This is a genomic window from Campylobacter gracilis, assembly GCF_001190745.1.
In the GTDB taxonomy this organism is placed as follows: domain Bacteria; phylum Campylobacterota; class Campylobacteria; order Campylobacterales; family Campylobacteraceae; genus Campylobacter_B; species Campylobacter_B gracilis.
Map to the genome: position 1 here is coordinate 347,524 of NZ_CP012196.1, position 26,077 is coordinate 373,600.

Sequence of the window (26,077 nt, forward strand, 5' to 3'; positions counted from 1 at the left end):
TTAAGATTAGATTTGGCGAAGCATACCCGCTAGTAAGCCGAAATTTTACGAAATTTTAAAATTTCGGCGTCGCGGATAAATTGGTTATAGGCACTGAGAGAGTGCTGATTTGATAGCGGATTTTGATACGTAGCCTTCCGAGTCGCTGGTAAGTGATACGTCGCAGCCCGGCTTATAGTTTTTCCAAGTGTAGATGTTGCCGTTGTCTTCGGTTGTTTTGATGGAGTCTGGCTGTTTATTCCATGCAGAAATTACTTGGTTGATATGAAATGCATCGCTGCGATCTTTCGGCGCATTAGTCATACCTGTGCTATCGGGCAAGGTCGTTTCGACCATATCGGTGGTGCCTGCGGTGGAGACCTCTTGGACTTTATCATTTACGCCACCGATATTTGTTTTACTGCTTTGGGATTTTGTTTGATTGCGTACTCCGCTTGGTTCGTTGGATATATTCCAGTTGGAACAACCGATAAAAAATACCGCTGCTACGAGCGCAGCTATTAAATTTCTCATAAAATTCTCCTTCAAAAATTTCGTTGCGATAGTAGCACATTTATCTTTAGTTTAAAATAAATCCGAGCCCTTGAAATTTGAAATTTCGCAGGAATTTTGCGAGGCGTTTCAGTAGGAATTTATAAAATTTCGGATAATATTCAAAGTTTCATACCAAACGGGCTTTTAAATTTTGCACGGCAAATGCCTTTTTGGCTACCAAATTTTAAAGGATTTTTGATGTATGCTATCATCAAACACGGCGGCAAGCAGTATAAGGTCGAAGAGGGCAACTACCTAAATTTAGACCATTTTAATGCTGAGCCGAAAGCAAAGCTCGAGCTTAGCGAAGTTTTAGCGCTAAACGACGGCGAGTTAAAGGTAGGAGCACCGTTCGTAAAGGGTGCCAAGGTGGTTTTGGAAGTCGTTTGCGAAGGCAAGGATAAAAAAGTCGTTATCTTCAAAAAACGCAGACGTAAAGATTCAAAAGTAAAACGCGGCTTCAGACGCCAATACACCCGCGTCAAAGTCGTTTCGATTAACGCATAAAGGATAGGAAATGGCACACAAAAAAGGTCAAGGCTCAACCCAAAATAATAGAGATAGTATCGGACGCCGCTTGGGCGTCAAAAAATTTGGCGGCGAGTTCGTTCGCGCAGGCAACATCATCATCCGCCAGCGCGGCACTGCGACGCACCCGGGTTGCAACGTAGGCATGGGTAACGATCACACTATTTTCGCGCTGATCGACGGCGTCGTAAAATTTGAGCGAAAAGATAAAAACCGCAAAAAAGTATCGGTTTATCCAGCCGCGTAATTACCGCTAAAATCTTCGGGGGCGCAAGCCCCTCTTTTAAAATTTCATCCGTTTAAAAATTATCTTCAACTCATTTGGCTATAATTGCCGTTTAAAATTTAAGGATAGCTATGTTCATAGACAGCGTAAAGCTTAGCGTCAAATCAGGTGACGGCGGCGCAGGTTGCGTCAGCTTCCGCCGCGAAAAATTCGTCATCTCAGGCGGTCCCGACGGCGGCGACGGCGGCGACGGCGGCGACGTGTATTTTAGGGTCGATAAAAACTCCCACACCCTCTCATCCTACAAGGGCAAGCGTGAGTTTAAAGCGCAAAACGGCGCGCCCGGCGAGGGTCGCAAAAAGACGGGCAAAAGCGGCGAGGATCTCTATCTCATCGTCCCTCCAGGCACCAGCGTTTACGACGAAGATAGCGGCGAGCTAGTGCTTGATATGCTAAATGACGGCGAGACGAGGCTGTTTTTGCGAGGCGGCAAGGGCGGGCTCGGCAACGTGCACTTTAAAAGCTCGATCAACCAAGCCCCCGAATATGCGCAAAAAGGTCTCGAAGGGCAGACGCGAGAGGTGAGATTGGAGCTAAAACTCATCGCCGACGTGGGGCTCGTGGGCTTTCCAAACGTGGGCAAAAGCACGCTTATATCGACCGTCTCAAACGCCAAACCTCAGATCGCAAACTACGAGTTTACCACTCTCACGCCAAAGCTCGGTCTCGTCGAAGTGGACGAATACAGCGGCTTTGTAATGGCCGATATCCCTGGCATCATTGAGGGTGCGAGCGAAGGGCGTGGGCTTGGCGTGCAGTTTTTAAAACACGTCGAGCGCACGAAAATTTTGCTTTTTATGCTCGATCTTGCGAACTACCGCAGCCTTGAGGAGCAGTTTGACGCGCTGCGAGCCGAGACGGCGAAATTTTCAGAGGGGCTTGCAAAAAGAGATTACGCTATCGCCCTAACTCGCGCGGACGCGGCTGAAAATTTGCAGGAAAAATTTGACGCATTTTTAGCGCATTTGGGGCTCGCGGGCACGGTGGGCGAGATGAAATTTAAGCAAGATATTTATGAGCTTGACGCCGCCAAGCCGTTTTTCGTGATGCCGATATCTTCTGCGACGGGACAAAATATAAACGAGTTAAAATTTAACCTGCTTGAGCTGCTTAAAAAGGAGCTGTAGGTTGCGCCAAAAGCCGCGTCGCAGAGGGCTTTTGCGAACTTAGGCCTTAAGTGCGCCCGTATATGTGGGTAAATTTTATGTTTATCGCTCGCAAACGTCGCAAAAGATAAAATTTAAGAAGGCGAAATGAATAAAATTTTATTCTAGTATTTTTATGCTTCGGCGCATACGGTTGCGATCCCGCCGATCCGGTGCCGAATTTTATGGACTTTAACGATAAAGATCGCGACGACGCGCTGAGCTTGCAGGAGTGGACGACGAGCGAGATGCCGTCTGGGCTGAGAGCAGAGCTAAATCTGCGCTCAGGCTCGGAATTTAAGAGGTTGGACTCTAATCGTGACGGCAAGATTAGCCTTGACTAGCTGGGGGCGAAACCGTCTGCAAAGATTTATTGGTCCGAAGATCCGTGCGCTTTTTGGCCTTGGCCGGACGGATCCGAGGATAAAAATCAATCCGCCGTCAAATAAGGCGCGGGCGAGTATAGACCAGGTTTGCTTCGCGATCTGCGTAAAATTTATTTCGCTTGCGGCCGGCGCCTGCATGATCGCTCGCGCCGTGATTTGGCTAAATTTAAAGGAAAAGAATGAATATAGTTTTTATGGGAACGCCTGAGTATGCGGCTAAAATTTTACGCGCGCTTGCCGAGGCGAAATTTGAGATCGCGGCCGTCTTTACGCAGCCCGATAAGCCCGTCGGCAGGAAGCAAATTTTAACGCCTAGCGAGGTTAAAGTTTACGCGCAGCGGCATTTGCCCGCCGTGCCGATCTTTCAGCCCGCGACACTCAAAGACGAGGCGGTTGCAGCGCAGATAAAAGAGCTAAAGCCTGATTTTATCGTGGTTGCCGCATACGGTAAAATTTTGCCGCAGGCCGTCCTTGATATCGCGCCTTGTATAAATTTGCACGCCTCGATCCTGCCTAAATACCGCGGCGCGAGCCCCATTCAAAGCGCGATCTTGGCGGGCGAAAAGCAGACCGGCGTTACGGCGATGTTGATGGACGCGGGGCTTGATACGGGAGATATGCTTGATTTTGCCTACACGCCTTGCGAGGATAAAACGGCGGCGCAGCTGTTTGACGAACTGGGTGATCTAGCGGGCGAGCTGATCGTGCGAGTGTTGCGAAATTTTACAAATTTGATGCCGCTTAAGCAAGAGGGCGCGCAGGCTACACACTGCAAAAAAATAAGTAAATCTGACGGGCTTTTTAGCTTTGAGGAAAGCGCACGCCAAATTTATAACAAATTTCGTGCGCTAACGCCCTGGCCGGGGATTTATCTAGCTAGCGGGTTAAAAATTTTAGAACTAGAGCTTTTGCACGAATCTTGCGGGCGTAAATTTGAACGCGCGGGCGAAATTCTACACATTGATAAGCCTAGTTTTTGCGTCGCATGCGGCGAAGGCGCGGTTAAGATCATAAAGGTGCAAGAGCCAGGCAAAAAGCCCGTGGACGCTAGCGCATATCTAAACGGTAAACGGCTAAAGATTGGTGATCTGCTATGCTAAGCAGGATTTTAAATTCTCGCGTTTTGCGCCGCGCTTATGATGCTACGCGGAAATTTTATTTGCGCCGCACTTTTGGCGTTACGACGGAAATTTGCCTCAGGTATCGCCGCGATCGTGAAGTAAAATTTTGCCGTGCGGAATTTCGAAGCGAAGCTCCAAAACCAAGGCTTTATAAAATTTTAAAATTTTACTTCTATGCTCTAAAATTTTACGCTCGCAGGAGCTTTAAATTTCGCTTTGGCGGTTGCGGACTTTACGGCGCTACACCGAACACGCACCATTTAAAATTCTATGATCGTGCCGCAGAATTTTTGCGAGACAGGGCTTTAAAATTTTATCGAAATGCCGCTGGGAAAATTCGCGTTGCCAAAAAATTTAGCAAGATCGTAAAATTTCATCGCATAAAATTCCGCTACGCCATAAAATTTAATCGTACTAAATTTTATCTTGTCTCAAAACTCTATAGCTACGCGGAATTTAAACGCTTGCAATATCGTAAGGTGAGCCCTTCGTCTTACGCAAGGAGTGAGCTATGAAGATAAAATTCGTAGAACAGATAGCCTCGACACAGGAGTTTTTAGTAGGCGCCGTGCGCGAAGGCAGGATAACGCCGCCTTTTGCGATAGCCGCAAATCGCCAAAGCGCCGGTATCGGCTCACGCGGCAATGATTGGGAGGGCGTAAGCGGCAATCTCGCATTTTCGTTCTGTGTCGCTCAAACGGATCTGCCCGCAGATGTGCCGCCTCAGTCGGCGAGCATATATTTTGCGATGATTATGCAGGAGCTTCTCGCATCGCTCGGCTCTCAGCTTTGGTTAAAATGGCCTAACGATTTTTATCTAGGCGAGCGTAAAATCGGCGGAGCGATGACAAATAAGATCAAAAATACCCTCGTCTGCGGCATCGGCATGAACCTACTCGGCGCGCCCGAATATGCGGGAATTTTAGATATAAAAATCAGTGCAAAAGACGCTATAGATGGCTTTTTCGCACTATATGAAAATAAAATCCCGTGGAAGCAAATTTTTAGAAATTTTTCGTTACAATTCCAAAAATCGCAAAATTTTAGCGTTCATCTAGGCGGCGAAAAAATTTCACTCGCGCAGGCTAAACTTTGCGAAGACGGATCGATCATAATAAATGAAGAAAGGGTTTATGCTTTAAGATGAGTGAAGTAATTACGATTGCCAATCAAAAAGGCGGCGTCGGAAAGACGACCACAGCGGTTAATCTTGCTGCGTCGCTAGCGATAAAGAAAAAGCGGGTCCTACTGATCGACGTAGACCCTCAGGCGAACGCTACGACCGGGCTTGGCTTTAACCGCAGCGACTTTGAATTTAACATTTATCACGTCTTAACGGGGCGTAAGAGCATGTCCGAAGTGATCCAAAAGACCGAACTTGAGTTTATGGATTTAGTGCCGTCAAACATCGGACTTGTAGGTATCGAGCGCGAAGTAAGCGAAGAGAAAGACTTCAAACTAATGCTAAAAAACAGAATTTCCGAGGTTAAGGACAGATACGATTTCATCATCATCGATTCGCCGCCGACGCTCGGTAGCATCACGGTAAATGCCTTGGTCGCAAGCGATAGCGTCATCATCCCGATTCAGTGCGAATTCTACGCGCTTGAAGGCGTCGCGTTGATCCTAAATACCGTAAAAGTCGTCAAGCAAACGCTCAATAAAAATTTAAAAATTCGCGGATTTTTGCCTACGATGTATAGTTTGCAAAACAACCTCGCTAAAGAGACAGTCGCGAATTTACGCGAGTATTTCGACGATAAGCTCTTTCGTATCGGTAAGAGTGATGATCTAGTCATCATCCCGCGCAACATTAAGCTAGCCGAAAGCCCAAGCTTTGGCAAGCCGGTGGTTTTATACGATATAAAATCCGCCGGCTCCATCGCCTATCAAGACCTCGCTAAATCCATAATGGAGCAAAAATGGGCAAGGTAAAAAGAGCGCTCGGGCGCGGGCTCGGTGCGATTTTAGACGACGTAGAAAGTTCTTATAACAGGGAGCTAGAAAGTGGAAATGCCGATAGCTTAGTTATCGAAATCGATGTCGATAAAATCGAGCCAAATCCATATCAACCGCGTCAAAGCTTCGATGAAGAGGCACTTAGGCAGCTAAGCGAGAGCATCGCCCGCCACGGGCTTATTCAGCCTATCATCGTTATTCAAAAGGACGATTCTTACGTCCTGATCGCCGGCGAGCGACGCCTAAGAGCGACGAAGCTTTTGGGCGAGAGTAAAATCAAAGCCGTAGTTGCAGATATAAAATCTCAAAATTTAAGAGAACTTGCCCTCATCGAAAATATCCAGCGCGAGGATCTAAATCCTATTGAGCTTGCCAAGTCCTATAAGGAGCTTATCGGTGAATATAGGATCACGCAAGAGGAGTTAGCCGACATCATCAAAAAGTCCCGCACGCAGATTACCAACACGCTAAGACTTTTAAATTTATGCTCCGAAGTGCAAGATGCCATAAGCGCAGATAAAATTTCGCAAGGGCACGCCAAGATAATGGTTGGACTTGAAAAAGAGGATCAAATTTTAGCGCTAAATACCATTTTAGGACAGCGCCTAAGCGTAAGAGATACCGAAACTTTAGTCAAAAAGCTCAAAGATAAAACCGTTCCAAAAGAGAAAAAGCCTGGCGTGGAATTTCAAAGCTTCAAGCCTGAACTTTTAAAGCTAAAGGCTAAGCTTGATCAATTTGGTAAAATAAGTATCAAAGAGCGTAAAATTTCGATCGAATTTAACGAAATTTTACAAATTTCCGAGTTTTTAAAGAAAATCGGATGATTTTTTATAGTGTATTTTAATTTTTCATATTGTAAAATACGCATTTTGTTTAAAACTAACCTGGAGGAGGTGCGATGCTAGACGTAAGTTTGACCGCCATGATAACGACCATCGTCGTATTTTTAGCTTTGATTTACTTCTTAAATATCAAGCTTTATAGACCGCTACTTTTGCATATGGAAAAGCGAGAGGCTATTATTAAAGAAGATGAGGCAAATGCGATGAAAAATGCACAGGATGCAGATGCCGATAAAGCAGAGATCGTACGAATCATGGATGCTGCGAAGTTGCAAGCTGTTAAAATAAAGCAAGAGGCGATGGATAGCGCGAAGCAGGCTGCCGCCAGAGAAATAGCCGAGAAAAAGACCGCAATGGAGGAAGATTTTGATCAATTTTTAGGCGGTTTGGATGAGCAAAAGCGCAACCTAAAAAATGATTTGCAAGCCAAAATTCCGGAATTTAAAAATGCTCTAAGCAGCGCTGTGGCTAAAGTATGAGGATTTCAGTATGAAAAAATATCTATTTTTATTTATAATTCCCGCGCTTGTTTTAGCAAGTGGCGAGCACGATGGAGTCAAAGACTACGACGTGCTGTGGCGAAGCATAAATTTCATTTTGTTCTTCGGAATTTTGTTTTATCTTTTAAAAGGTCCCGTAAAAGCAGCATATCAAGGTAGGATCGACGGCATCGCATCTAGGCTTGAAGCTAATCAGAAAATTTTAAAAGAGTCTGCAGCTCGCAAGGAGCAAGCTAAAAAAGATCTGCAAGATGCTAAGGTTCAAGGCGCAGCTTTAATCGAAACCGCTAAAAAAGAGATCGTATTCGCCGCCGAAAAGATAAAAAATGCAACCGAGCAAGAGATTTCAAATCTACAAAAGTCTTTCGACGAGCAGAAGGATTTCGAAGCGCGTAAGATCAAAAAAGAGGTCGTAAGCGAGATACTGGATGATGTTTTTGCATCGGACGACATTAAATTCGGTCAAGATAAGCTGGTTAAAATCGTAGAGAAAAAGGTCGGATGATGATAAATAACACCTCAAAAAGATATGTAAACGCCCTGATACTGAGCTATAAAAAAGATGAACTATGCTCTGTTTTGCAGACGCTCGAGAGCGTTGCGAGTGCATTTAGAATTCCAAAATTCCAAGATATTGTAAAATCTCCGACGCTAAAAGAGGAATCCAAAGTGGAACTTATCGCGTCATTTATAAAAAATCCAAGCGAAAAAATCGTAAATTTTATTAAACTTTTAGCTAAGAATAGGCGTATTGCACTAATCCCGCAGATAGTCGAGGAACTGCGCAAGAATATTGCGGCACTGGATAATAAATATTTGGGTAAAATTTATTCTGCTACCGAAATAGACGCCGCGAAAATAAAAGAGCTAGAGGCCAAAATTTCAAACAAATTTAATGCAGATATTACTCTGCAACCCGTTAAAAGCGAGCTTGAAGGCATTAAGATCGAAGTCGAGGATCTTGGATTTGAGATTAGTTTTTCAGTTGATAGATTGAAACAAAAAATGAGCGAATATATTTTAAAAGCAATTTAAAGGAGTAAAGCGTGGGTGCGAAAATTAAGGCAGACGAAATCAGTAGCATAATCAAAGAGCGAATCGAAAATTTCGATCTTAGCGTTGATATCGAAGAAACCGGTAAGGTCGTTTCGGTCGCAGACGGCGTTGCTAATGTTTACGGCTTAAAAAACGTAATGGCTAACGAGATGGTCGAATTCGAAAACGGAGCTCGTGGTATCGCGTTAAATTTAGAGGAAAGCAGTGTCGGCATCGTTATTTTAGGCGATACTAGCGGCATTAACGAAGGTAGTAGCGTTAAAAGACTGGGTAAGCTTTTGCGCGTTCCGGTAGGTGATGCATTAATCGGTCGCGTAGTAAATGCCCTAGGCGAACCGATCGACGGCAAAGGCGCGATAGAGACCAGCGATACTAGATTTGTCGAAGAAAAGGCCAAAGGCATCATGGCTCGTAAATCCGTTCATGAGCCACTTCAAACCGGTCTTAAAGCGATAGACGCGCTAGTGCCGATCGGTCGCGGACAGCGCGAGCTCATCATTGGCGACCGCCAAACGGGAAAAACCACCGTTGCTGTTGATACTATCATCAATCAAAAGGGCCAGGATGTCATCTGCATATACGTAGCAATCGGCCAGAAGCAATCCACCGTCGCACAAGTCGTTAAAAAGCTTGAAGAATATGGTGCGATGGACTATACGATCGTAGTTGCAGCTGGTGCTAGCGAGGCGGCTGCGCTTCAATACTTGGCTCCGTATTCAGGCTGCACGATGGGTGAGTATTTCAGAGATAACTCCCGCCACGCGCTTATCATCTACGATGATTTGAGTAAGCATGCGGTTGCGTATCGCGAAATGTCACTTATTTTACGCCGTCCACCTGGACGCGAGGCGTACCCTGGCGACGTATTTTATCTACATTCCCGTTTGCTTGAGCGCGCTAGCAAACTAAGCGATGCACTCGGTGCAGGTAGCCTAACGGCGCTTCCTATCATCGAGACGCAAGCAGGCGACGTTTCGGCGTATATCCCTACAAACGTTATCTCCATTACTGACGGTCAAATTTTCCTAGAATCTGGTCTATTTAACTCTGGAATTCGTCCTGCGATCAACGTAGGCCTTTCCGTTAGCCGCGTCGGCGGTTCCGCGCAGATTAAAGCGATCAAAAAGGTCTCGGGAACCTTGCGCCTAGATCTTGCTCAATACCGCGAACTTCAGGCGTTTGCGCAGTTTGCGAGCGATCTGGACGAGAGTAGCCGCAAGCAGCTGGATCGCGGACAAAGAATGGTCGAAATTTTAAAGCAGCCTCCTTATTCGCCGCTTCCGGTCGAAAATCAAGTGGTCATCATCTTTGCGGGAAGCCGCGGATTTTTGGACGATGTGCCTACGAGTTCGATTGGTAAATTCGAAGCTGAGCTCTATCCGTATATCGAGGCGAAATATCCTGAAATTTTTGAAGAGATCAGAAGCAAAAAGACCATCGAGAAGGATTTGGAAGAAAATTTAATCAAGGCTCTAAATGACTTTAAAGCGACCTTTGCCGCTTAAGAAGGCTAAATTATGGCAAATTTAAAGGATATAAAGCTTCAAATCAAAAGCGTCAGAAATACAGAGAAGACTACCAAAGCTATGAAGCTGGTCTCCAACGTCAAGCTTAAAAATACAAAAGAAGCGGCGATGCGCTCGCGAGCTTATGCGGTGAAGATTAACGAGGTCTTGGGTGAAATTTCTGCGCGCGTTAAAAATTACGTAGGCAATAATTCGGGCAACGACGAAAAACTTAGAATTTTTGATACCACGCGGGAAGTAAAGGTGGTTGATTTGCTGTTTATCACCGCAGATAAAGGGCTTTGCGGCGGTTTTAATATCAACACCATCAAAAAGATCAAAGCTTTGATCGAGGAGCTTAAAGCTAAAAAGATCAAGGTTCGCCTTCGCGCCGTCGGCAAAAAGGGGATAGAGTATTTTGATTTTCAAGGCATTGAGCTTTTGGAGCGATATATCGGCGTGAGCTCATCTCCATCGTCCGAGAAAGCTAACGAGATCGTCCAAGCCGCAGTTAAGGATTTTAACGAAGGCAAGACCGACGAGGTCATACTTATCCACAACGGCTATTTGAATATGATTACTCAAGAGATGCGGGTAAATACGTTGGTGCCGATCGGTGAGCCTGCGATTAGCGAGGATGCTTTAAAAACATCTACATTGGAAGTAGAGGTTGAAAGTCCTGAGGACGAAGAAACATTGATGTTAAATTTAATCCAGAGCTATCTTAGCTACAGCATGTATTACGCGCTTATTGACTCTTTGGCAGCGGAGCATTGCTCGAGAATGAATGCGATGGAGAATGCGACAAACAACGCCAAGGAGCGCGTATCGCAATTAAATTTAGCATACAACAAAGCCAGACAAGGCTCTATCACGACTGAGCTTATCGAGATCATAAGCGGCGTCGAATCAATGAAATGAAAGGAAAACGGATGAAAGGAATAATTTCTCAGGTAATGGGTCCCGTGGTCGATGTCGATTTCAAGGACTATTTACCGAAGATTAACGAAGCTATCGAGGTTAAATTTGACGTCGAGGGCGCTCATCGCAGGCTGATCCTAGAGGTAGCCGCGCACCTTGGAGACAATCGCGTCCGCACGATCGCTATGGATATGAGCGATGGACTTAGGCGAGGGCTTGAGGCCGTCGCTTTGGGCGCGCCTATTACGGTGCCTGTGGGCGAGAAAGTTTTGGGTAGAATTTTTAATGTTACGGGCGATCTGATCGACGAAGGCGAGGATGAAAAATTTGAAACCCGCTGGTCGATCCACAGAGATCCGCCTAGCTTTGAAAATCAAAGCACGAAGAGTGAAATTTTTGAAACCGGCATTAAGGTAGTCGATCTGCTCGCCCCTTATGCAAAGGGCGGTAAGGTAGGACTATTCGGCGGTGCTGGCGTCGGTAAGACCGTCATCATCATGGAACTGATTCACAACGTCGCTTTCAAACACAGCGGCTACTCCGTATTTGCGGGTGTCGGCGAGCGAACGAGAGAGGGAAACGACCTTTATAACGAGATGAAAGAATCGGGCGTTTTGGATAAAGTCGCCTTGACCTATGGTCAGATGAACGAACCGCCGGGAGCGAGAAACCGTATCGCGCTAACCGGTCTTACGATGGCCGAGTATTTCCGCGACGAGCTAGGGCTTGACGTTTTGATGTTTATTGATAATATCTTCCGCTTCTCGCAGTCGGGTTCGGAGATGTCCGCGCTTTTAGGACGAATTCCGTCCGCGGTCGGTTATCAGCCTACGCTTGCCAGCGAAATGGGTAAATTACAGGAGCGCATTACTTCTACTAAGAAGGGCTCCATTACCTCCGTTCAGGCCGTTTATGTACCTGCGGATGACCTTACTGACCCCGCGCCGGCAACCGTTTTCGCGCACCTTGATGCGACGACCGTTTTAAACAGAGCGATTGCCGAAAAAGGAATTTATCCTGCCGTTGACCCACTTGATTCGACCTCAAGAATGCTCGATCCGCAAATCATCGGTGAGGAGCATTACAAGGTCGCTCGCGGCGTCCAAGCGGTGCTTCAAAAATACAAAGACTTGCAAGATATCATCGCGATTTTGGGTATGGACGAACTTAGCGAAGAGGACAAGCTCGTAGTCGAGCGCGCTAGAAAGATCGAGCGCTATCTATCTCAGCCGTTTTTCGTAGCCGAGGTATTTACCGGAAGTCCGGGCAAATATATCTCGTTAGAGGAAACTATTGCTGGCTTTAAGGGAATTTTAGAAGGCAAATACGACGATCTGCCGGAGAATGCCTTTTATATGGTGGGAAATATCGACGAGGTGGTAGCAAAAGCCGAAAAGATGAAAGCATAGGAATTTTAAGATGAAAGAATTTTTGCTTTTAGATATCGTTACGCCCGAAGGGATGGTCTTTTCGGGTGAGGTCAAATCCGTCCAGCTCCCCGGCATTACTGGCGAAATGGGTATTTTGCCAGGGCATGCGAGCTTGCTAACAGGACTTAAAGACAAAAGCGAAGGCGGAGTCGTTGAGATCGTAGATAAAGACGGCAAAAAGCAGCTTGTTTTGGTAAACGACGGATTTTTGGAAGTTACCGAAGAAAAAACTACTATCCTAGCCACTCAAGCCGTAGCTATCGGAGGCGATAGCGAAAGCGCCGTAGCAAAGTCTTTGCAGCGCGCCAAAGATATGCTTACGTCCATTAGCTCCGATGCGGCAAATTCCGCAGCAATCATGGCTAGAGTCGACGAATTCGCAAGGCAAAGTTAAATATGCTAGATCTAATTTTAAGTTATTTTACGAGAAGTACGTTTATTACGATATTCGTACTTTCTTGGCTATCCGTCTATTTTGTCGTTACTTTTACGATTTTGATCTCCAGATTTGTAGGGCTTAGTGCGTGGCAACACCGCGAAGCAAAGGCACTCGAATCCTTGCTGATGGGTGGTAGGATTTCGCTTTCGGGCTCTATTTTTCAAAAAGTAAATACCGATAAAATTTCAAAAGAGGCCTTGGAAATTTATAAAGGCAAAGCCGAACGCGACTCCACTAGCGGACTTACCTGGCTATCTATCGTTGCCTCTACTTCGCCATTTATCGGGCTATTTGGTACGGTTGTTAGCATACTTCACACATTTTCCAAGCTTGGCGGCGGAAATTCCGGCATCGACACCATCGCTCCTGCGATCAGCGAGGCGCTAGTTGCCACAGGATGTGGAATTTTTGTAGCGATCCCCGCATACACCTTCAGCTTACTTATAAAACGCAAAGCATACGAAGTTATGAGCATTATAAATCGTACAGCGGATATTTTGCTATTTAAAGCAAATACTGGAAAAGCTATTTAATGTATAATTTCGACGAAAATCCAGAGCTAAATATCACTCCGCTCGTCGATATTATGCTTGTTTTGCTAGCGATTTTAATGGTCGCACAAACGGCGATTATCTACGATGAAAAGATCGAACTGCCTAGTGGCTCAAAAGCACAGGTTTCGGAAAATACCGCGGAATTCTTGCTTGTGCGTATCGGCGAAGATCGCAAGGTTTATATCGATAAAAGCTCGATGAGTCTGGCAGAATTCCCGGATAATCTCGTGCTGCTTAAAGGCACCGGCAAGTATAGCTTGGAAAAACCCGTCTATATCCAAGCCGATAAGAGACTCGTTTATGACGATGTAATGTTTGTCTTAAAGAGCTTAAAGCAAGCGGGTTTTACTAAAGTCGCGCTTCAAACAAATGGCTAATTATTCAAATTTTACGGGGGTTAAATACGATAATTTCAAATCGTTTTTAATCGCCCTTTTTGCCTATTTGCTGGTGATTTTTGTTCTTTTATATCAAATTTCAAAGCCGCAGGAAAAATTTAAAAAATATACTGACAATCCCAACGATTATATGGATGTTACTTTTGATTTCGAAATAGATGATAAACTTCCGTCCGCGCCTGAAATCGCTAAAGAAACAAAGCAAGGCGAGTTTGACAATAAGAATGTGAAGGATGTGCCGGAGGATAAAATTAAGACTACGGCGCAAGTAGTTCCGCCATCTCCGGTGGAGGCAAAGCCGAAAGAGCCCGAAAAGCCGAAGGAAGAGCCGAAGCCGGAACCTAAAAAGGACGAGCCTAAAGCTGAGCCCAAAAAAGAGGAGCCCAAGCCTGAGCCTAAGTTGGAAGATAAACCTTCCGAAAAAGTAGTAGAGAAAAAAGAGGAAGCTAAGCCGGAGCCGAAAAAAGAGGAAAAACCGAGCTTGAGCGATCTTTTTTCGGATACGACTAAGGACAATAAGAAGCTTGAGGAGAGTGCTAAAGCTAGCGACGCCGTTCAGAGTAACAAAAAGTCCGATAAAGAAACCGCCACCTCTAGTGCTAAGGATAAAGCGGCATCTAAAAATGCTGTCGTCAAATCCGATAAGCTTGGCGGCAGGACGCAAAGGACGGGCGAGTATAACGCTTATTACGGCGCTATCGAGAAGAAGCTTCAAGTTCTATGGAGCAGATATGTGGCGACCGCGAAGGACGACGCAAGGATTAAGATAGTCTTTAGCGCAGATGGGCGAGTAGCGGATTATACTATTATAGAGTTGGGGCGAGAGACTGAATTTAACCAGAAGTTGCGAGATTTTTTGGATAATCTATCGACTCAGACTTTCCCGAAGTCTCCCGACGGAGCGTCGCATGAGATTGATACTAGGATGTCCGACGTGATGAAGACAAATTAGAATTCGTAAGGGAAAAAAGTGAAGAGACTTTTTTGTATTTTTGCGTTTTGCTGTATGCTTTTTGCGGCGGATTTGGAACAGAATTTTATTTATGAAAGAAATTCCGTTTCGCAAAAATCTGGTAAAATTAAAATTTCAAAGGAGTTAGATACTTATTTTTCGCAGATGACGTCGAAATTACAAACTCTATGGACGGAGTATCAAGTAGGCATTTCCGATGAAGCTAGAGTTTGCGTAGAATTTAGCACCGATGGACGAGTGACAGATTATCAAATTTTAGAGCTTGGGCGTAGCACAGAATTTAACCAAAAGCTAAGGAAATTTTTAGATGAGCTTCCTAAGCGAAGCTTTCCAAAATCACCGGATAATAAATCTCACACATTTGAAATGGTATTATCCGACGTAACAAATTAAATTTAAGGAGAAAAGATGAAGAAACTACTTTTGATTCTTGCATTTTGTAGTAGCATTTTCGCGGCAGATGCGACTATGTCTATCGTAAACGAAGGGGTAAATCTACCTAAAATCGTCGTTCAAGATGCATCGAACCTTGCGAATTCAGAATTTGGCAACAAATTCTTTAAACTTATGGTGGGCGATCTAAAGGTCGGCGCGACTTTTGAAGTCAGCGACGAGTATCTACAAAGCAGCTACGATGCGGACGCTTCCAGCAATTCGGGTTCTAGCGGTGCCGCTCTTATCGTGCGCTACGCGGTAAGTGATAAAAGTTCGCCGATGAGCCTAAAAGCCAAAGTGCTCGAAGCAAACAGCGGCAGGGTGATGTACGAGAAGAGCTTTACGCTTTCAAATGCCGAGAAATATCCGTTTTTAGCCCATATGGCGGTATCTGAGATCGTCAAGCAGCTAGGGTACTCAAACGTCGATTGGATGAAGGAGATGATTTTGCTCTCTCGCTACACTTCGACGCGCGAGAGCGAGATCATGGTGGCTGACTATACGCTTACCTACCAGCAGGTGGTGCTTCGCGGCGGATTAAATATCTTCCCTAAATGGGCAAGTGCAGCACAGAACGAATTTTATTACACCTACTATGTCAATAAAAACACCCCCGCTATCTATAAATTTAATCTATCCAACGGTAGCAAAAGTAAAATTTTTACCGGTCACGGCATGACGATAGCTTCAGATGTAAGCGCCGACGGCAGAAAGCTTTTAATCACCAATGCGCCTAAAGATCAACCCGATATTTATTTGTATGATATAGCCTCGGGCAGCGCTAAGCAAATTACCGATTACGCTGGCATTGATGTAAATGGAAATTTTATCGACGGCGATTCGCGCGTGGCTTTTGTGAGCGATCGTCTGGGTTATCCAAACGTATTTGCCACTAGCATAAATGGCGGCAACGTTCAGCAGCTCGTCTATCACGGCAAAAACAATAACTCCATCAGCACAAATGGCAATTACGTTACTTACTCCAGTCGCGATGGCGGGGGCGGATTTAATATATATTTAATCTCTACTCAAACCGATATGATACGCCAGTTAACGGCTAGCGGCAAAAATATGTTTCCTAGATTTTCTAGCGATGGCGGCAGCATTATGTTTATCAAGCAAGACGGCAGCGGAAGCTCGGTAGGTATTATCAGAGTTAACGAGAATAAAAGTTTTCAATTTCCGTTAAGAGTGGGTAAAATTCAATCGGTTGATTGGTAAAATATTAAAAAATCTCGTGATATAATGACTTCAATTTTTTTTGAAAGGATAGAAAATGAAACATTTAGTTTTATCTTCGATAGCAGTTGCTGCTCTATTATTGAGCGGTTGTTCTAAAAAGACCCCAGAGGCCGATACTACAAGCACAAGTGGTGCAGATAGACTAGCTGCTTTGGCATCTCAGATCCAAAGTGAAGTTGGCACTGTTTATTTCGACTTTGATAAATTTAATATTAGAGCCGATCAGCAAGGCACAATCAATAATAACGCAGCTCTATTCAACCAAGCAGGCGCAGAGTCCCTAACCGTCAAAGTTGAGGGTAACTGCGATGAGTGGGGTTCTGATGAGTACAACTATGCTCTTGGTCTAAAGAGAGCTACTGCAGCTAAAGACGCATTGGTTGCTCAAGGCGTAAATGAGAGCAGAATTTCCGTAGTAAGCTACGGCGAGAGCAATATGGCTTGCACAGAGCATTCTAAAGAGTGCGACGCTCAAAACAGACGCGACGAATTCAAAGTTGGATTCTAATTTGAAATTTAAAAATTTCACGGTGGCGGCTCTTTTGGGGGCTGCCACTTTTTTAAATGCAGAAACTTCTGCATTTGATGCTGGCAATATTGATTCAGGTAGCTCTTACGGGTTAACTGAAAACGAACAAGTATTACGCGATAACCGCAAGCGTATAAGCGAGATGCAAACTAGTGTAGATAATACACGCGAGAGCGTCGAAGGTTTGCGAAGCGTCCTTGAAGGAACAAGTTCTAAAATTTCGAACCTGGAAAACAGGGTAGCGGATCTAGAAATTCGTACTACGGGCAAAAGCCAAGGCAACAGCGAGCTAGATCAGATGAAACGAGATATCGCAACTATAAAAGCCCAAATCGCTGAAATTAATAAAAAATTAGGTAGCGGCAGTAGCGTAAAAAAAAACGCTGAATTAGACGCAGGCACTGCTTCAGTCCCTGCTAGTACAAAATCAGACTCCGATTTTAAATCAAAAGATCAAGCTTCAGTATTGAAAGAGGCTGACACTTTATATGCCAAAAAAGACTATTCCGGCGCAAAAGAGCGCTACAATTATCTAGTATCCAAAAATTACAAGCCCGCAAAGGCAAACTATATGCTGGGCGAAATTTCATATTTCTCCGGCTCATACGCAGAAGCGATAAACTATTATAAAAAGAGCATCTCGCACAACGAGAGCCAAGACTACACTCCAAAGCTACTTTATCACACCGCGATCAGCTTCGATAAGATCGGCGATAAAGACAGCGCAAATAAATTCTACAAAGCGTTAAAGGCTTCATACCCAGATTCCAAAGAAGCTAAAGCCGCGCCCGCTAGATAACCTAAATTTAAATATAAAATCAAAAATAAAATTTTAAATAGGAGAAAACTATGGCTAACAACCGAGTTATAAAGATGCATTATGAGCTAAAAGACGGCAAAACCGGTGAAATTTTAGAGTCAAATTTAAACTCCGACCCGATCGCCTTTCTTAGCGGCAAGGATCAAATCATCCAAAAGTTGGAAGATGAAATTTTAAATCTACAAGCGGGCGAGAGCAAAACGGTTCGCATAAGCCCGAGCGACGGGGTCGGCGAGTATAGAGAAGACGCCGTGCAGATCCTGCCTAAAGAGCAGTTTGCGGGCATCGATCTGGCGGTGGGCATGGAGCTTTTCGGTCAGGCGGAGGACGGCGCGACTACCCGCGTGAGCGTCAAAGCTATCGGCGAGCAGGACGTTACTATTGACTTTAACCACCCATATGCGGGCAAGGAACTGGAATTTAATATAAAAATCGTCGAGAACCGCGAAGCGACGGCGGACGAAATTCTTACCGGACAGCCGGAGAGCGCGCACAGCTGCGGCTGCGGACACGACCATCATCACGAGGGGCACGAGTGTTGCGGCGGGCACGGGCACGATCACGCTAGAGATCATGAATGTTGCGGGGGCCACGATCACGGAAAAGATCACGAGTGCTGCGACGGGCACCACCACGAGCATTAGGATTTTTTATGAAATTTGCTTTTATCTTCCCCGGACAGGGCAGCCAAAGCGTAGGCATGGGCAGGGGGTTTTACGAAAACTCCGCATCTGCGCGCGCGCTTTTGGATGGGGCTTCAGAATTTACCGGTATCGATTTTAAAAATTTACTGTTTGAGCCTAACGACAAGCTCGACGTTTCGGAATTTACGCAGCCTGCGATTGCATTAAATTCTATGATGGCGCTTGCGGCGCTACAAGAAAGGCTGGATCAAGAAAAGCTTAATATCGCTCCGCAGTTTTTGCTCGGACATTCGCTGGGCGAGTTTAGCGCACTAAGCGCTGCGGGAGGCATAGAGCCGAAGCAGATGTTAAAGCTCGTAAATATTCGCGGCAGGCTCATGCAGAGCGCCTGCGAGGGCAAAGGTGCCGGAATGATGGTAATTTTGGCTCTTGCCGACGAGGCGGTCGAGAAAATTTGCGCGGATGCGAGAAGCGCCGGTAAGCAGGTTTGGGCGGCGAATTATAACTGCGACGGACAGATCGTAGTCGCAGGCAAAAAAGATGATCTCGCGGCACTCGAGGGCGAGTTTAAGGCCGCAGGCGCAAAGCGCGCGATGTTACTGAATATGAGCGTCGCAAGCCACTGCCCGATGCTAGGGAGTGCCAGCGACGAGCTTTTGGAATTTTTACGCCCCGCGCTAAAAGAGAGCTTTGCCCCAGTCATCGCTAACGCCACCGCGCGAGCATACAGGACAAAATCCGAAGCGCTGGAGCTGCTTAAAGCCCAGCTTATCAGCCCCGTGCTTTACAAACAAAGCATCAAAAATTACGAGGGCGAGACGGACTGCTTCGTCGAGTTCGGCGCAGCGGTTTTAAAAGGTATAAACAAAAAGATCACGCAGAAGCCGACCTTCAGCATCACGGATCTTGCGAGCTTAGATGAGTTTGTAAAATTTGCAAAGGAGAATGGATGAAAGTTGCGATCTTAGGCGCCATGCCCGAAGAGATCGAGCCGCTGCTATCTGCGCTGCGCGAGCGGGGTGTAAGCGTGGAAGCCGTGGAGCACGCGAATAATAAATTCTACGCCGCTAAGCTTAACGGTCACGATCTCGTGATCGCGTATTCGAAGATCGGCAAGGTAAATTCCGCCCTGACCGCTACGGTTATGATCGAGAAATTCGGCGCGCGCGCTCTCATTTTTACGGGCGTTGCGGGGGCTTTGAAGCGCGGCATTAAAATCGGCGAAATTTTATACGCCACCTCGCTCGTGCAGCACGATCTTGATATCACGGCGTTCGGTCATCCGCACGGATTCGTGCCTGGAAGTAAAATTTCAGTCCAAACCGACGCGAGGCTAAATTCCATAGCGCAAAGCGTCGCCGAGCAGCTAGGCATCACGCTAAAATCGGGCGTCATCGCTAGCGGCGATCAGTTCGTAAGCGGCGAGGAGCGCAAGAGCTGGATCGAGCGGATGTTTGACGCGAGCGCGGTCGAGATGGAGGGAGCGAGCGTGGCGCAGGTATGCGACGCGCTGGGCGTGCCGTTTTGCGTGCTGCGCGCGATAAGCGACGAGGCGGGACACAAAGCCGAGTTCGACTTTGACGAGTTTATGGTAAAAAGCGCGCAAACGAGCGCAAATTTCGTCCTAAAAATGATCGAAAGGTTATGATAAACCTCTCCAAAAAACTACTGCGCCGGGTCGGACAAACCAACGCCAAATACAAGATGTTTGAGCGCGGCGATAAAATTTTACTAGCTCTTAGCGGCGGCAAGGACAGCATGAGCTTGGCGCACGTGCTGAAGCACTTCCAAAGCGTAAGCCCGCTAGATTGGGAGTTTCGAGCCGTTACCGTCACCTACGGTATCGGCGAGGATCTGCGCGAGATAAGCGCCCATTTTAAAGAGCACGAGATTCCCTACGAGATAATCGATACTAAAATTTTTGAATTCGGCAAGGAAAAGATCCGCGCAAACACCACGTTTTGCAGCTTTTGCTCGCGTATGAGGCGCGGATACATCTACTCCTACGCGCTCGAACACGGCTTTAATAAGATCGCCATCGCCCACCACCTCGACGACGCTGCGGAGAGCTTTTTTATGAATTTCACCTTCAACGGCGCGCTTCGAACTCTCGCTCCGCGTTATGTCGCCGAAAATGGGCTTGTGATCATCCGCCCGTTCATTCTCGCGCGCGAGCGCCAAATCGCCGCCTGTGCTAGAGATAATAAGCTTCCGATCATGCGCGAGGAGGAGGTCTGCCCCGCGAGGCAATACGGCGGCAAGGAGCCTACCGCGCGTGCCGCTACGAAGGAGCTTTTGGCGCAGTACGAAAAGACCCATCCGAGGTTTTTTATCAGCCTGCAAGCCGCCTTTGCCAATATCCACGAAGAGACCTTTTTTGAGCCTAAATTTTAAAATTTAAACCGCGATGCTAGGATTAAAATTGCGCCTTTTTCGACATAAGAATTAAATTTTCGTTGCGAGGGTAAAATTTGCAGCGCAGAGGTAAAATCCTTGACGTCGTGCGGCAGAATTTGCTACGCTCTTGCTAGGTGGCAAAATTTATCGTTTAAATTTACGCGAATTCTATCTTTGTAAAATTTGGCGCGATCCCTCGTCGAGGTGAGCTAAATCTTACGTACAGCCCCCACCGCGTGGCTTTAGGCGGCAACTCTTACGGCGTCGCGAGCTAAAATTTATGCAAAGAGACTCTAGGCGGCAGAAATTCGTGCGGCGCGCCCGCGCCCTTTCGCCGCTATCAGCACTTGACGTTTTTGGCCTTGCTATCTTGCATCGAGCGGAAAAATTCCGCCTTGCTTAGCGGGACTTCGTCTAGATGAGCGCTTGCAAAATGCTGCAGACGGCCCTCGTAATCCCCAAGCCCGATGAGCGGGGCAGGCGTCCGATCCGCCGCGATAAAAGCTTCGCCACGGCTCCCAAAGGCGCGAGCAGTTGCCCGTTACGTGCTCGAGCGGCTGCGTGAGAGCGGGCTGCGCCCTGCATTGCTTTTGCAAAACAGCCGCGGCTGTTTTCGGCGCCGCCCTCTCGTCCTGCTCAAAAGCCGCCCGTACCAAGCGGAGCCTTACGAGCAAGCGTTATGGGCTTGCAAAGCTCGCGCGAAAGATAGTTGTAGAAATTTCATTTCAAAAAAATGTTTCAGAAATTTTACTTCACAAAATTTTAAAATCCCAACCAGACTAAATTTTAAAATTTTAACGAAGCCCGATTCAAAACTCCGACGAAGCCGAATTATGAAATTTTACCCCACAAAATTTTAAAATTTTATCGGCAGGCTATAGTTTAAGGCGCATTCGCAGATCCGCCCGCCGTGCGCCGTAAATTAAACCGCCCGCCCGCTCCGCAAAATGTTTCAAAAATTTTACTTCACAAAATTTTAAAATTTTAACGAAGCCGAATTTAAAATCTAGGTGGAGCCAAATTTTAAAATTTCAACGCAACCGAATTTTAAAATTTAGCAAAGCTGAATTCTGAAATTTTATCGCAGCCGAATTTACGCTCTCATTCCATAAACGTTACCTTTTGAAATTTATCCGCTTGCGCCGGGTCAAATTTCATTCCGCTTCAAAGCCGTTTCAAACCTCCGCTGTTGCGCGCGTAGATTAAATTTTAAAATTTCGCGCACGCCGCATTGCTTCTCAAATTTACACACCGCGAAATTTTAACCGATTTTCGCTCCGAAATTTATGCCGCATTAATCGCCGCGGATATATAATAGCCAATGTCATATTTCACGTAAGGAGTAAGCATGGCTACAATCCAACCAAGCTATAAGCTTTTCATCGACGGCGAGTTCGTTGATGCCGAAGGCGGCGCGAGCCTAGACGTTTTTAATCCCGCTACCGGCGAGAAAATTTCAAAGATCGCAGACGCTAGCAAGGCGGACGTCGATAGAGCGGTCACCGCGGCGCGCAAGGCGTTTGAGAGCTTCCGCCGCACTAGCGTTTATGAGCGCAGCGCGCTGCTAAATAAGATCGCCGACGTCCTAGAGCAAAACGCCGAGTTCATCGCGACCGTAGAGACTATCGACAACGGCAAGCCGATCCGCGAGACGCGCGCGGTCGACGTAGCGTGGTCGATCGAACATTTCCGCTATTTTGCGGGCGTGATTTTGGGCGAAGAGGGTAGCGCCAATATGCTAAAAGAGCGCTATCTATCCGTCGTCTTGCGCGAGCCGATCGGCGTAGTAGGACAGATCGTGCCGTGGAATTTCCCGTTTTTGATGGGCGCGTGGAAGCTCGCTCCGTTACTTGCCGCGGGCGATACGTGTGTGTTTAAGCCAAGCTCCGAAACCAGCCTTAGCATTTTGGAGTTTATCCGCCTAATCGCGCCGCTGCTTCCAAAGGGCGTCATCAACGTCGTAACCGGCAAGGGAAGCAAGGCAGGCGAGTTCGTCCGCACTCACAAAGGGCTCGATAAGCTCGCATTTACGGGCTCGACCGAGGTCGGCAGAGGCATAGCGCTAGCCGCAGCGCAAAAGATCATCCCCGCTACGCTTGAACTTGGCGGCAAGAGCGCGAACATTATCTTTGACGATTGCGACTTCGACGTTGCGATCGACGGCGTGCAGCTTGGGATCCTTTTCAACCAAGGCCAGGTCTGCTGCGCGGGAAGTAGAATTTTCGTGCAGGAGGGCATCTACGATAAATTCGTACCGGCGCTCGTGGAGAAATTTAAGCGTATCAAGGTGGGCGATCCGCTCGATCCGAACACCCAGATGGGATGCCAGATCAACAAAAAGCAAGCCGATAAAATTTTAGAGTACGTAAAAATCGGCGTAGAGGAGGGCGCTAAGATCGCCGTAGGCGGCAAGCGACATAGCGCGGGAGAGGCTTTCGTCGAGCCTACGCTACTCGTGGACGTACGCAACGATATGCGCGTGGCGCAGGAGGAGATCTTCGGTCCCGTGGGCGTCGTGATTAAATTTAAAGATCAAGACGAGCTCGTCCGCATGGCAAACGACAGCCTCTACGGACTCGGCGGTGCCGTATTTACGCGCGACATCGCAAAAGCACTCACGGTCGCACGCCTGCTTGAGACGGGTCGCGTGTGGGTCAATACCTACAACCAGATCCACGCTGGCGCGCCGTTTGGCGGCTACAAAGAATCGGGCATCGGTCGCGAGACGCACAAGATGATCCTGGAGCACTACACCCAGACCAAAAACATCTACATCGACACGATCTCCAAACCGAGCGGCTTTTACGAGCAGTAAGGGCTTAGTGCGGTATCTCGGGCGGTTTAGGCCGCCCGAAATTTTATTCTGTTTGACTTGTAATTCATCAAAATCCTCTTTATATAATATATGGCTGCAAAAAGACAATATAAAAAACGAAAATTAAGTTTAACGAATATATAATTAGTCACCATTTAAAAGGAGAGGAAATGAAACGAATTTTTTTATTGAGCCTTATGGCTATCGTAGGCTTAGGTCTTACTGGATGCAAGGAAGACGAGCCTAAAAAAACGGTTGCAGATTATCTGCTTGCGCCGCTAGAAGCAAAAGCGAAACTAGAGCTTTGCGAGAAAATGGAGCCAAAGGATGTGATCAACGATAAAGAATGCAATAATGCAAACCGAGCGAAAGGGTTTTTGAGGGATCAAAATTTAGATCCAAATGGTCATTGGTATGAAGTAGATTATTATATAAAGCACCCTGAGCGAATTAGCGAAGAGTATAAAAAATAACAATCAAATTTTTGAAAGTAGTAGCGCAAATACGCTAATAATTTTTTCCCAAAGCGGGATTTGGAGAGAGAAAGAGAGTGGAAGTCTTAACGGCGAGCATTAAGTAGCTTCAAATTTTTCAAATTTCTTTGCAGCTTTTATAGCCGCGTGCGTTCAAATGTCCGATATGACTTTTGTCGTAGGCGGCTCGATAAAAACCTTACTTGACTTACTGCGCTTACGCAGCGTTTAAATTTAATCTCGCTGTAGCCGCGCTAAATTTTAAAATTTCAAACTCGCCGTTTTAAAGACCCGTTATCTGCGCGAGTGTCGTAGGCGGACGCATGCAAGAAATAGCCTCGGGCGCTGTTTTATCGCGGGCCTCCGTCCATACCGAACCGCATTGAAGTCTTAAAACCCATGCGATTACTTTTCGCTATCAAGCCGCACCGAACCGCAGCCAAACTCGCGCGGCGAAAATCTAAATTTACGCTATAATCTTGCAAAGCGGAGCGTAGTACTCCTGCTGCGCGTGTGCGACGAAATTTAAACAAAGGCCCGCAAATTCGGGTTTCTTAGCTTTTGCGCGGCTGCGGCGTAACGCTAAATTTAACGGAGGGAGCATGGATAAGGAGCGGTATATTTTTGAGAAATTTAGATCGAAGCTTAACGGCGATGATTGCGCCGTAATCGGCGAGCGGGCGTATTGCAAGGACCTTTTTGTCGAGGGCGTGCACTTTCGCCGCGGCTGGCTGAGCCTGCGCGAGATCGGCGCAAAGGCGATGCTCGTAAACATCTCGGATATGATCGCGACGAATGCGCGCGCCAAATACGCCCTGCTGGGGCTTGCGCTGCCGCGCGAGATCGGCACGCGTGAGATCGACGAGCTGTGCGCAGGCGTGAGCGAAACGGCGCGCGAGTGGGGCATACGGATCATCGGCGGCGACACGATCGGCTCGGATCGCATCGCGCTTAGCGTGAGTCTGATCGGCAAGTGCAAGCGCCCCGTGTTTCGCAGCGGCGCGCGCGTGGGCGATCTCATCGCGCATACGGGCGAGCTAGGCAGCGTCGGGCGCGATCTGGCGGTGCTTTTAAGAGATGAAATTTCGCCCGCTAGCTCGCAGACGCAAAACCGAAACGATAAAATTTCGTCGGTGCAAAGCTCAAGCACCGCGCCGCAGGGCCTAAACGCCGAGACTTCGACGGCACAAAATCCTGGCGATGAGGTGCGAAGCCCGGACGATAAAATTTCGCTCGCTCATGCTAGGCTACAGAGCCTGGATAATGAAACTTCGGCAATACAAATTTTGGATCTTGAGCCGCAAAGTCTGGACGATAAAATTTTGCCTGCGTACGTCGAGCCGCTGAACCTGGATGCCGAAAATTCGGCAGAAAATTCCGTGTCGCAGAGCAGAAAGAATCGCAAGGATTCTACGTCGCAAAGCCTCGCATGTGAAAATTCCGCGCCTCAAAGCCAGGCATACGAAGGCTCCGTGTTTGATCTGCGCGCAAAAATTTCAAAGAATTCGCGCTTCGTCAGACCCGTTTTGCGCGATAAGTTTTTTTACAAGGCAGCGAAGTTCATCAGCGCGGCGATGGACATTAGCGATGGGCTTGCGCAGGACTTGCCCCGCCTGCTGGAGGCTAGCGGCGTTGGTGCGCGCTGGATAGCCCGCCCTAGCGAGGCTGCGTTGCAAAGCGGCGAGGAGTATGAGATTTTGTTTAGCTTCGCGCCGAAGTTTTTGCCTAAAATCTACGCGATTGCCGCTAAAACGGGCGTCGCGATCAATATCATCGCCGAGGTTTGCCCGCGCACGCCGCAAAGCTCGATGGAATTTCGCGGCAGCTCGCATCACTTCGCGCCTTGAAATTTTGCCGCAGCCGCTTTAAATTTTAAGGCATGGGATTTGAATTTAAATCTGAAACGGCACGCAAAGCGAGTAAATTTTACTTAGCAAGTGAGCTACGGCGTGCTTTATACCAAAGAATTCGCGGTTTTTAGCATTTTCCGAATGGGTGAGATATGGGGCGTGGCTCTTGCGGGTGCTGCAGCTAACGGGCATGAGCCTCAAATAGGTAAATTCCATATCCAAAGCGTTCGGCGCCTCAAGCCTTACGTTTAATTTAATCCACAACTGCAAGCCGAATTTTAATCTGTCCAAT

32 protein-coding genes are annotated in these 26,077 nt (G+C 46.9%); 29 read left to right on the forward strand and 3 right to left on the reverse strand.

From position 1 onward, the window contains the following. Positions 1-84 precede the first annotated feature (84 nt). Positions 85-513: a hypothetical protein gene (locus tag CGRAC_RS01840; RefSeq protein ID WP_040303372.1), complete on the reverse strand. Its 429-nt coding sequence runs from the start codon at positions 511-513 to the stop codon at positions 85-87. Positions 514-732: 219 nt separating this feature from the next. Here CGRAC_RS01840 and rplU point away from each other — a divergent pair, with 219 nt between their 5' ends. From rplU to CGRAC_RS01975, 26 genes are all read left to right on the forward strand, one after another. Beyond that, the gene (rplU, locus tag CGRAC_RS01845) at positions 733-1,041 is read left to right on the forward strand and encodes a 50S ribosomal protein L21 (protein ID WP_040303368.1); all 309 of its coding nucleotides are present in this window, start codon (positions 733-735) and stop codon (positions 1,039-1,041) included. A gap of 10 nt (positions 1,042-1,051) precedes the next feature. Next, entirely contained in the window at positions 1,052-1,309 is a 258-nt protein-coding gene (gene rpmA / locus CGRAC_RS01850; RefSeq protein WP_005869658.1) for a 50S ribosomal protein L27, read from the forward strand. Positions 1,310-1,419: 110 nt separating this feature from the next. Further along, positions 1,420-2,475 carry a GTPase ObgE gene (gene obgE, locus CGRAC_RS01855; protein ID WP_005869657.1) on the forward strand — a complete coding sequence of 352 codons (1,056 nt, stop codon included), beginning with the start codon at positions 1,420-1,422 and terminating at the stop codon, positions 2,473-2,475. 203 nt (positions 2,476-2,678) lie between these two features. Beyond that, positions 2,679-2,837, forward strand: coding sequence for a hypothetical protein (locus tag CGRAC_RS12165; protein WP_169748461.1), 159 nt, complete (start codon positions 2,679-2,681; stop codon positions 2,835-2,837). 221 nt (positions 2,838-3,058) lie between these two features. Then, positions 3,059-3,979: a methionyl-tRNA formyltransferase gene (gene fmt / locus CGRAC_RS01865; protein WP_005869654.1), complete on the forward strand. Its 921-nt coding sequence runs from the start codon at positions 3,059-3,061 to the stop codon at positions 3,977-3,979. Positions 3,980-4,511: 532 nt separating this feature from the next. Then, complete coding sequence (locus tag CGRAC_RS01875; RefSeq protein WP_005869650.1) at positions 4,512-5,147, forward strand: biotin--[acetyl-CoA-carboxylase] ligase; 636 nt, start codon at positions 4,512-4,514, stop codon at positions 5,145-5,147. Further along, the gene (locus tag CGRAC_RS01880) at positions 5,144-5,935 is read left to right on the forward strand and encodes a ParA family protein (protein WP_005869648.1); all 792 of its coding nucleotides are present in this window, start codon (positions 5,144-5,146) and stop codon (positions 5,933-5,935) included. The genes CGRAC_RS01875 and CGRAC_RS01880 overlap by 4 nt, the downstream gene beginning before the upstream one ends. Then, positions 5,923-6,786 carry a ParB/RepB/Spo0J family partition protein gene (locus CGRAC_RS01885; protein WP_005869646.1) on the forward strand — a complete coding sequence of 288 codons (864 nt, stop codon included), beginning with the start codon at positions 5,923-5,925 and terminating at the stop codon, positions 6,784-6,786. The genes CGRAC_RS01880 and CGRAC_RS01885 overlap by 13 nt, the downstream gene beginning before the upstream one ends. Before the next feature lie 74 nt (positions 6,787-6,860). After that, positions 6,861-7,283 carry a F0F1 ATP synthase subunit B family protein gene (locus CGRAC_RS01890; RefSeq protein ID WP_005869644.1) on the forward strand — a complete coding sequence of 141 codons (423 nt, stop codon included), beginning with the start codon at positions 6,861-6,863 and terminating at the stop codon, positions 7,281-7,283. A gap of 10 nt (positions 7,284-7,293) precedes the next feature. Next, positions 7,294-7,809, forward strand: a complete 516-nt coding sequence (locus CGRAC_RS01895) for a F0F1 ATP synthase subunit B (RefSeq protein ID WP_005869642.1) — start codon at positions 7,294-7,296, stop codon at positions 7,807-7,809. Further along, positions 7,809-8,339 carry a F0F1 ATP synthase subunit delta gene (locus tag CGRAC_RS01900; RefSeq protein WP_040303365.1) on the forward strand — a complete coding sequence of 177 codons (531 nt, stop codon included), beginning with the start codon at positions 7,809-7,811 and terminating at the stop codon, positions 8,337-8,339. The genes CGRAC_RS01895 and CGRAC_RS01900 overlap by 1 nt, the downstream gene beginning before the upstream one ends. An 11-nt stretch (positions 8,340-8,350) precedes the next feature. Beyond that, complete coding sequence (atpA, locus tag CGRAC_RS01905; protein WP_005869639.1) at positions 8,351-9,865, forward strand: F0F1 ATP synthase subunit alpha; 1,515 nt, start codon at positions 8,351-8,353, stop codon at positions 9,863-9,865. A gap of 12 nt (positions 9,866-9,877) precedes the next feature. Then, entirely contained in the window at positions 9,878-10,786 is a 909-nt protein-coding gene (gene atpG / locus CGRAC_RS01910) for an ATP synthase F1 subunit gamma (RefSeq protein ID WP_005869637.1), read from the forward strand. A gap of 11 nt (positions 10,787-10,797) precedes the next feature. Further along, positions 10,798-12,195 (forward strand): F0F1 ATP synthase subunit beta, encoded by a 1,398-nt coding sequence (gene atpD, locus CGRAC_RS01915; RefSeq protein WP_005869634.1) that lies wholly within the window; start codon positions 10,798-10,800, stop codon positions 12,193-12,195. Between the two features lie 10 nt (positions 12,196-12,205). Next, entirely contained in the window at positions 12,206-12,610 is a 405-nt protein-coding gene (gene atpC, locus CGRAC_RS01920; RefSeq protein ID WP_005869632.1) for an ATP synthase F1 subunit epsilon, read from the forward strand. 2 nt (positions 12,611-12,612) lie between these two features. Next, positions 12,613-13,188 carry a MotA/TolQ/ExbB proton channel family protein gene (locus CGRAC_RS01925; protein WP_005869630.1) on the forward strand — a complete coding sequence of 192 codons (576 nt, stop codon included), beginning with the start codon at positions 12,613-12,615 and terminating at the stop codon, positions 13,186-13,188. Continuing rightward, on the forward strand, positions 13,188-13,586 hold the full coding sequence (locus tag CGRAC_RS01930; protein ID WP_005869629.1) for an ExbD/TolR family protein: 399 nt from the start codon (positions 13,188-13,190) through the stop codon (positions 13,584-13,586). The genes CGRAC_RS01925 and CGRAC_RS01930 overlap by 1 nt, the downstream gene beginning before the upstream one ends. After that, positions 13,579-14,559, forward strand: coding sequence for a TonB C-terminal domain-containing protein (locus CGRAC_RS01935; protein WP_005869627.1), 981 nt, complete (start codon positions 13,579-13,581; stop codon positions 14,557-14,559). The genes CGRAC_RS01930 and CGRAC_RS01935 overlap by 8 nt, the downstream gene beginning before the upstream one ends. 18 nt (positions 14,560-14,577) lie before the next feature. Beyond that, on the forward strand, positions 14,578-14,973 hold the full coding sequence (locus tag CGRAC_RS01940) for a TonB C-terminal domain-containing protein (RefSeq protein ID WP_005869626.1): 396 nt from the start codon (positions 14,578-14,580) through the stop codon (positions 14,971-14,973). Between the two features lie 15 nt (positions 14,974-14,988). Further along, entirely contained in the window at positions 14,989-16,236 is a 1,248-nt protein-coding gene (tolB, locus tag CGRAC_RS01945; protein WP_005869624.1) for a Tol-Pal system protein TolB, read from the forward strand. A gap of 55 nt (positions 16,237-16,291) precedes the next feature. After that, complete coding sequence (locus tag CGRAC_RS01950; protein WP_005869621.1) at positions 16,292-16,765, forward strand: OmpA family protein; 474 nt, start codon at positions 16,292-16,294, stop codon at positions 16,763-16,765. A gap of 163 nt (positions 16,766-16,928) precedes the next feature. Continuing rightward, positions 16,929-17,585, forward strand: coding sequence for a tetratricopeptide repeat protein (locus tag CGRAC_RS01955; RefSeq protein WP_227940497.1), 657 nt, complete (start codon positions 16,929-16,931; stop codon positions 17,583-17,585). A gap of 50 nt (positions 17,586-17,635) precedes the next feature. Further along, on the forward strand, positions 17,636-18,250 hold the full coding sequence (locus tag CGRAC_RS01960) for an FKBP-type peptidyl-prolyl cis-trans isomerase (protein ID WP_050346289.1): 615 nt from the start codon (positions 17,636-17,638) through the stop codon (positions 18,248-18,250). 8 nt (positions 18,251-18,258) lie between these two features. Then, entirely contained in the window at positions 18,259-19,203 is a 945-nt protein-coding gene (gene fabD / locus CGRAC_RS01965; RefSeq protein ID WP_040303356.1) for an ACP S-malonyltransferase, read from the forward strand. Continuing rightward, the gene (locus CGRAC_RS01970; protein WP_005869616.1) at positions 19,200-19,898 is read left to right on the forward strand and encodes a 5'-methylthioadenosine/adenosylhomocysteine nucleosidase; all 699 of its coding nucleotides are present in this window, start codon (positions 19,200-19,202) and stop codon (positions 19,896-19,898) included. The genes fabD and CGRAC_RS01970 overlap by 4 nt, the downstream gene beginning before the upstream one ends. After that, positions 19,895-20,644, forward strand: coding sequence for a tRNA 2-thiocytidine(32) synthetase TtcA (locus CGRAC_RS01975; RefSeq protein ID WP_005869615.1), 750 nt, complete (start codon positions 19,895-19,897; stop codon positions 20,642-20,644). Before CGRAC_RS01970 ends, CGRAC_RS01975 begins: the two co-directional genes overlap by 4 nt. A 343-nt stretch (positions 20,645-20,987) precedes the next feature. Here CGRAC_RS01975 and CGRAC_RS11710 read toward each other — a convergent pair whose 3' ends face one another. Further along, positions 20,988-21,146, reverse strand: a complete 159-nt coding sequence (locus tag CGRAC_RS11710) for a CstA-like transporter-associated (seleno)protein (RefSeq protein WP_100067304.1) — start codon at positions 21,144-21,146, stop codon at positions 20,988-20,990. A gap of 849 nt (positions 21,147-21,995) precedes the next feature. On the opposite strand from CGRAC_RS11710, the gene CGRAC_RS01985 reads away from it, so the two are divergent. From CGRAC_RS01985 to CGRAC_RS12395, 3 genes are all read left to right on the forward strand, one after another. Next, positions 21,996-23,462, forward strand: coding sequence for an aldehyde dehydrogenase family protein (locus CGRAC_RS01985; protein WP_005869611.1), 1,467 nt, complete (start codon positions 21,996-21,998; stop codon positions 23,460-23,462). 170 nt (positions 23,463-23,632) lie between these two features. After that, positions 23,633-23,935 carry an EexN family lipoprotein gene (locus tag CGRAC_RS01990; protein WP_005869609.1) on the forward strand — a complete coding sequence of 101 codons (303 nt, stop codon included), beginning with the start codon at positions 23,633-23,635 and terminating at the stop codon, positions 23,933-23,935. A gap of 602 nt (positions 23,936-24,537) precedes the next feature. Then, complete coding sequence (locus CGRAC_RS12395; RefSeq protein ID WP_005869606.1) at positions 24,538-25,782, forward strand: thiamine-phosphate kinase; 1,245 nt, start codon at positions 24,538-24,540, stop codon at positions 25,780-25,782. A gap of 45 nt (positions 25,783-25,827) precedes the next feature. Here the strand turns inward: CGRAC_RS12395 and CGRAC_RS02000 are convergent, their stop codons facing one another. After that, positions 25,828-26,076 carry a hypothetical protein gene (locus CGRAC_RS02000; protein ID WP_005869603.1) on the reverse strand — a complete coding sequence of 83 codons (249 nt, stop codon included), beginning with the start codon at positions 26,074-26,076 and terminating at the stop codon, positions 25,828-25,830. Between the last annotated feature and the right edge of the window lies 1 nt (position 26,077).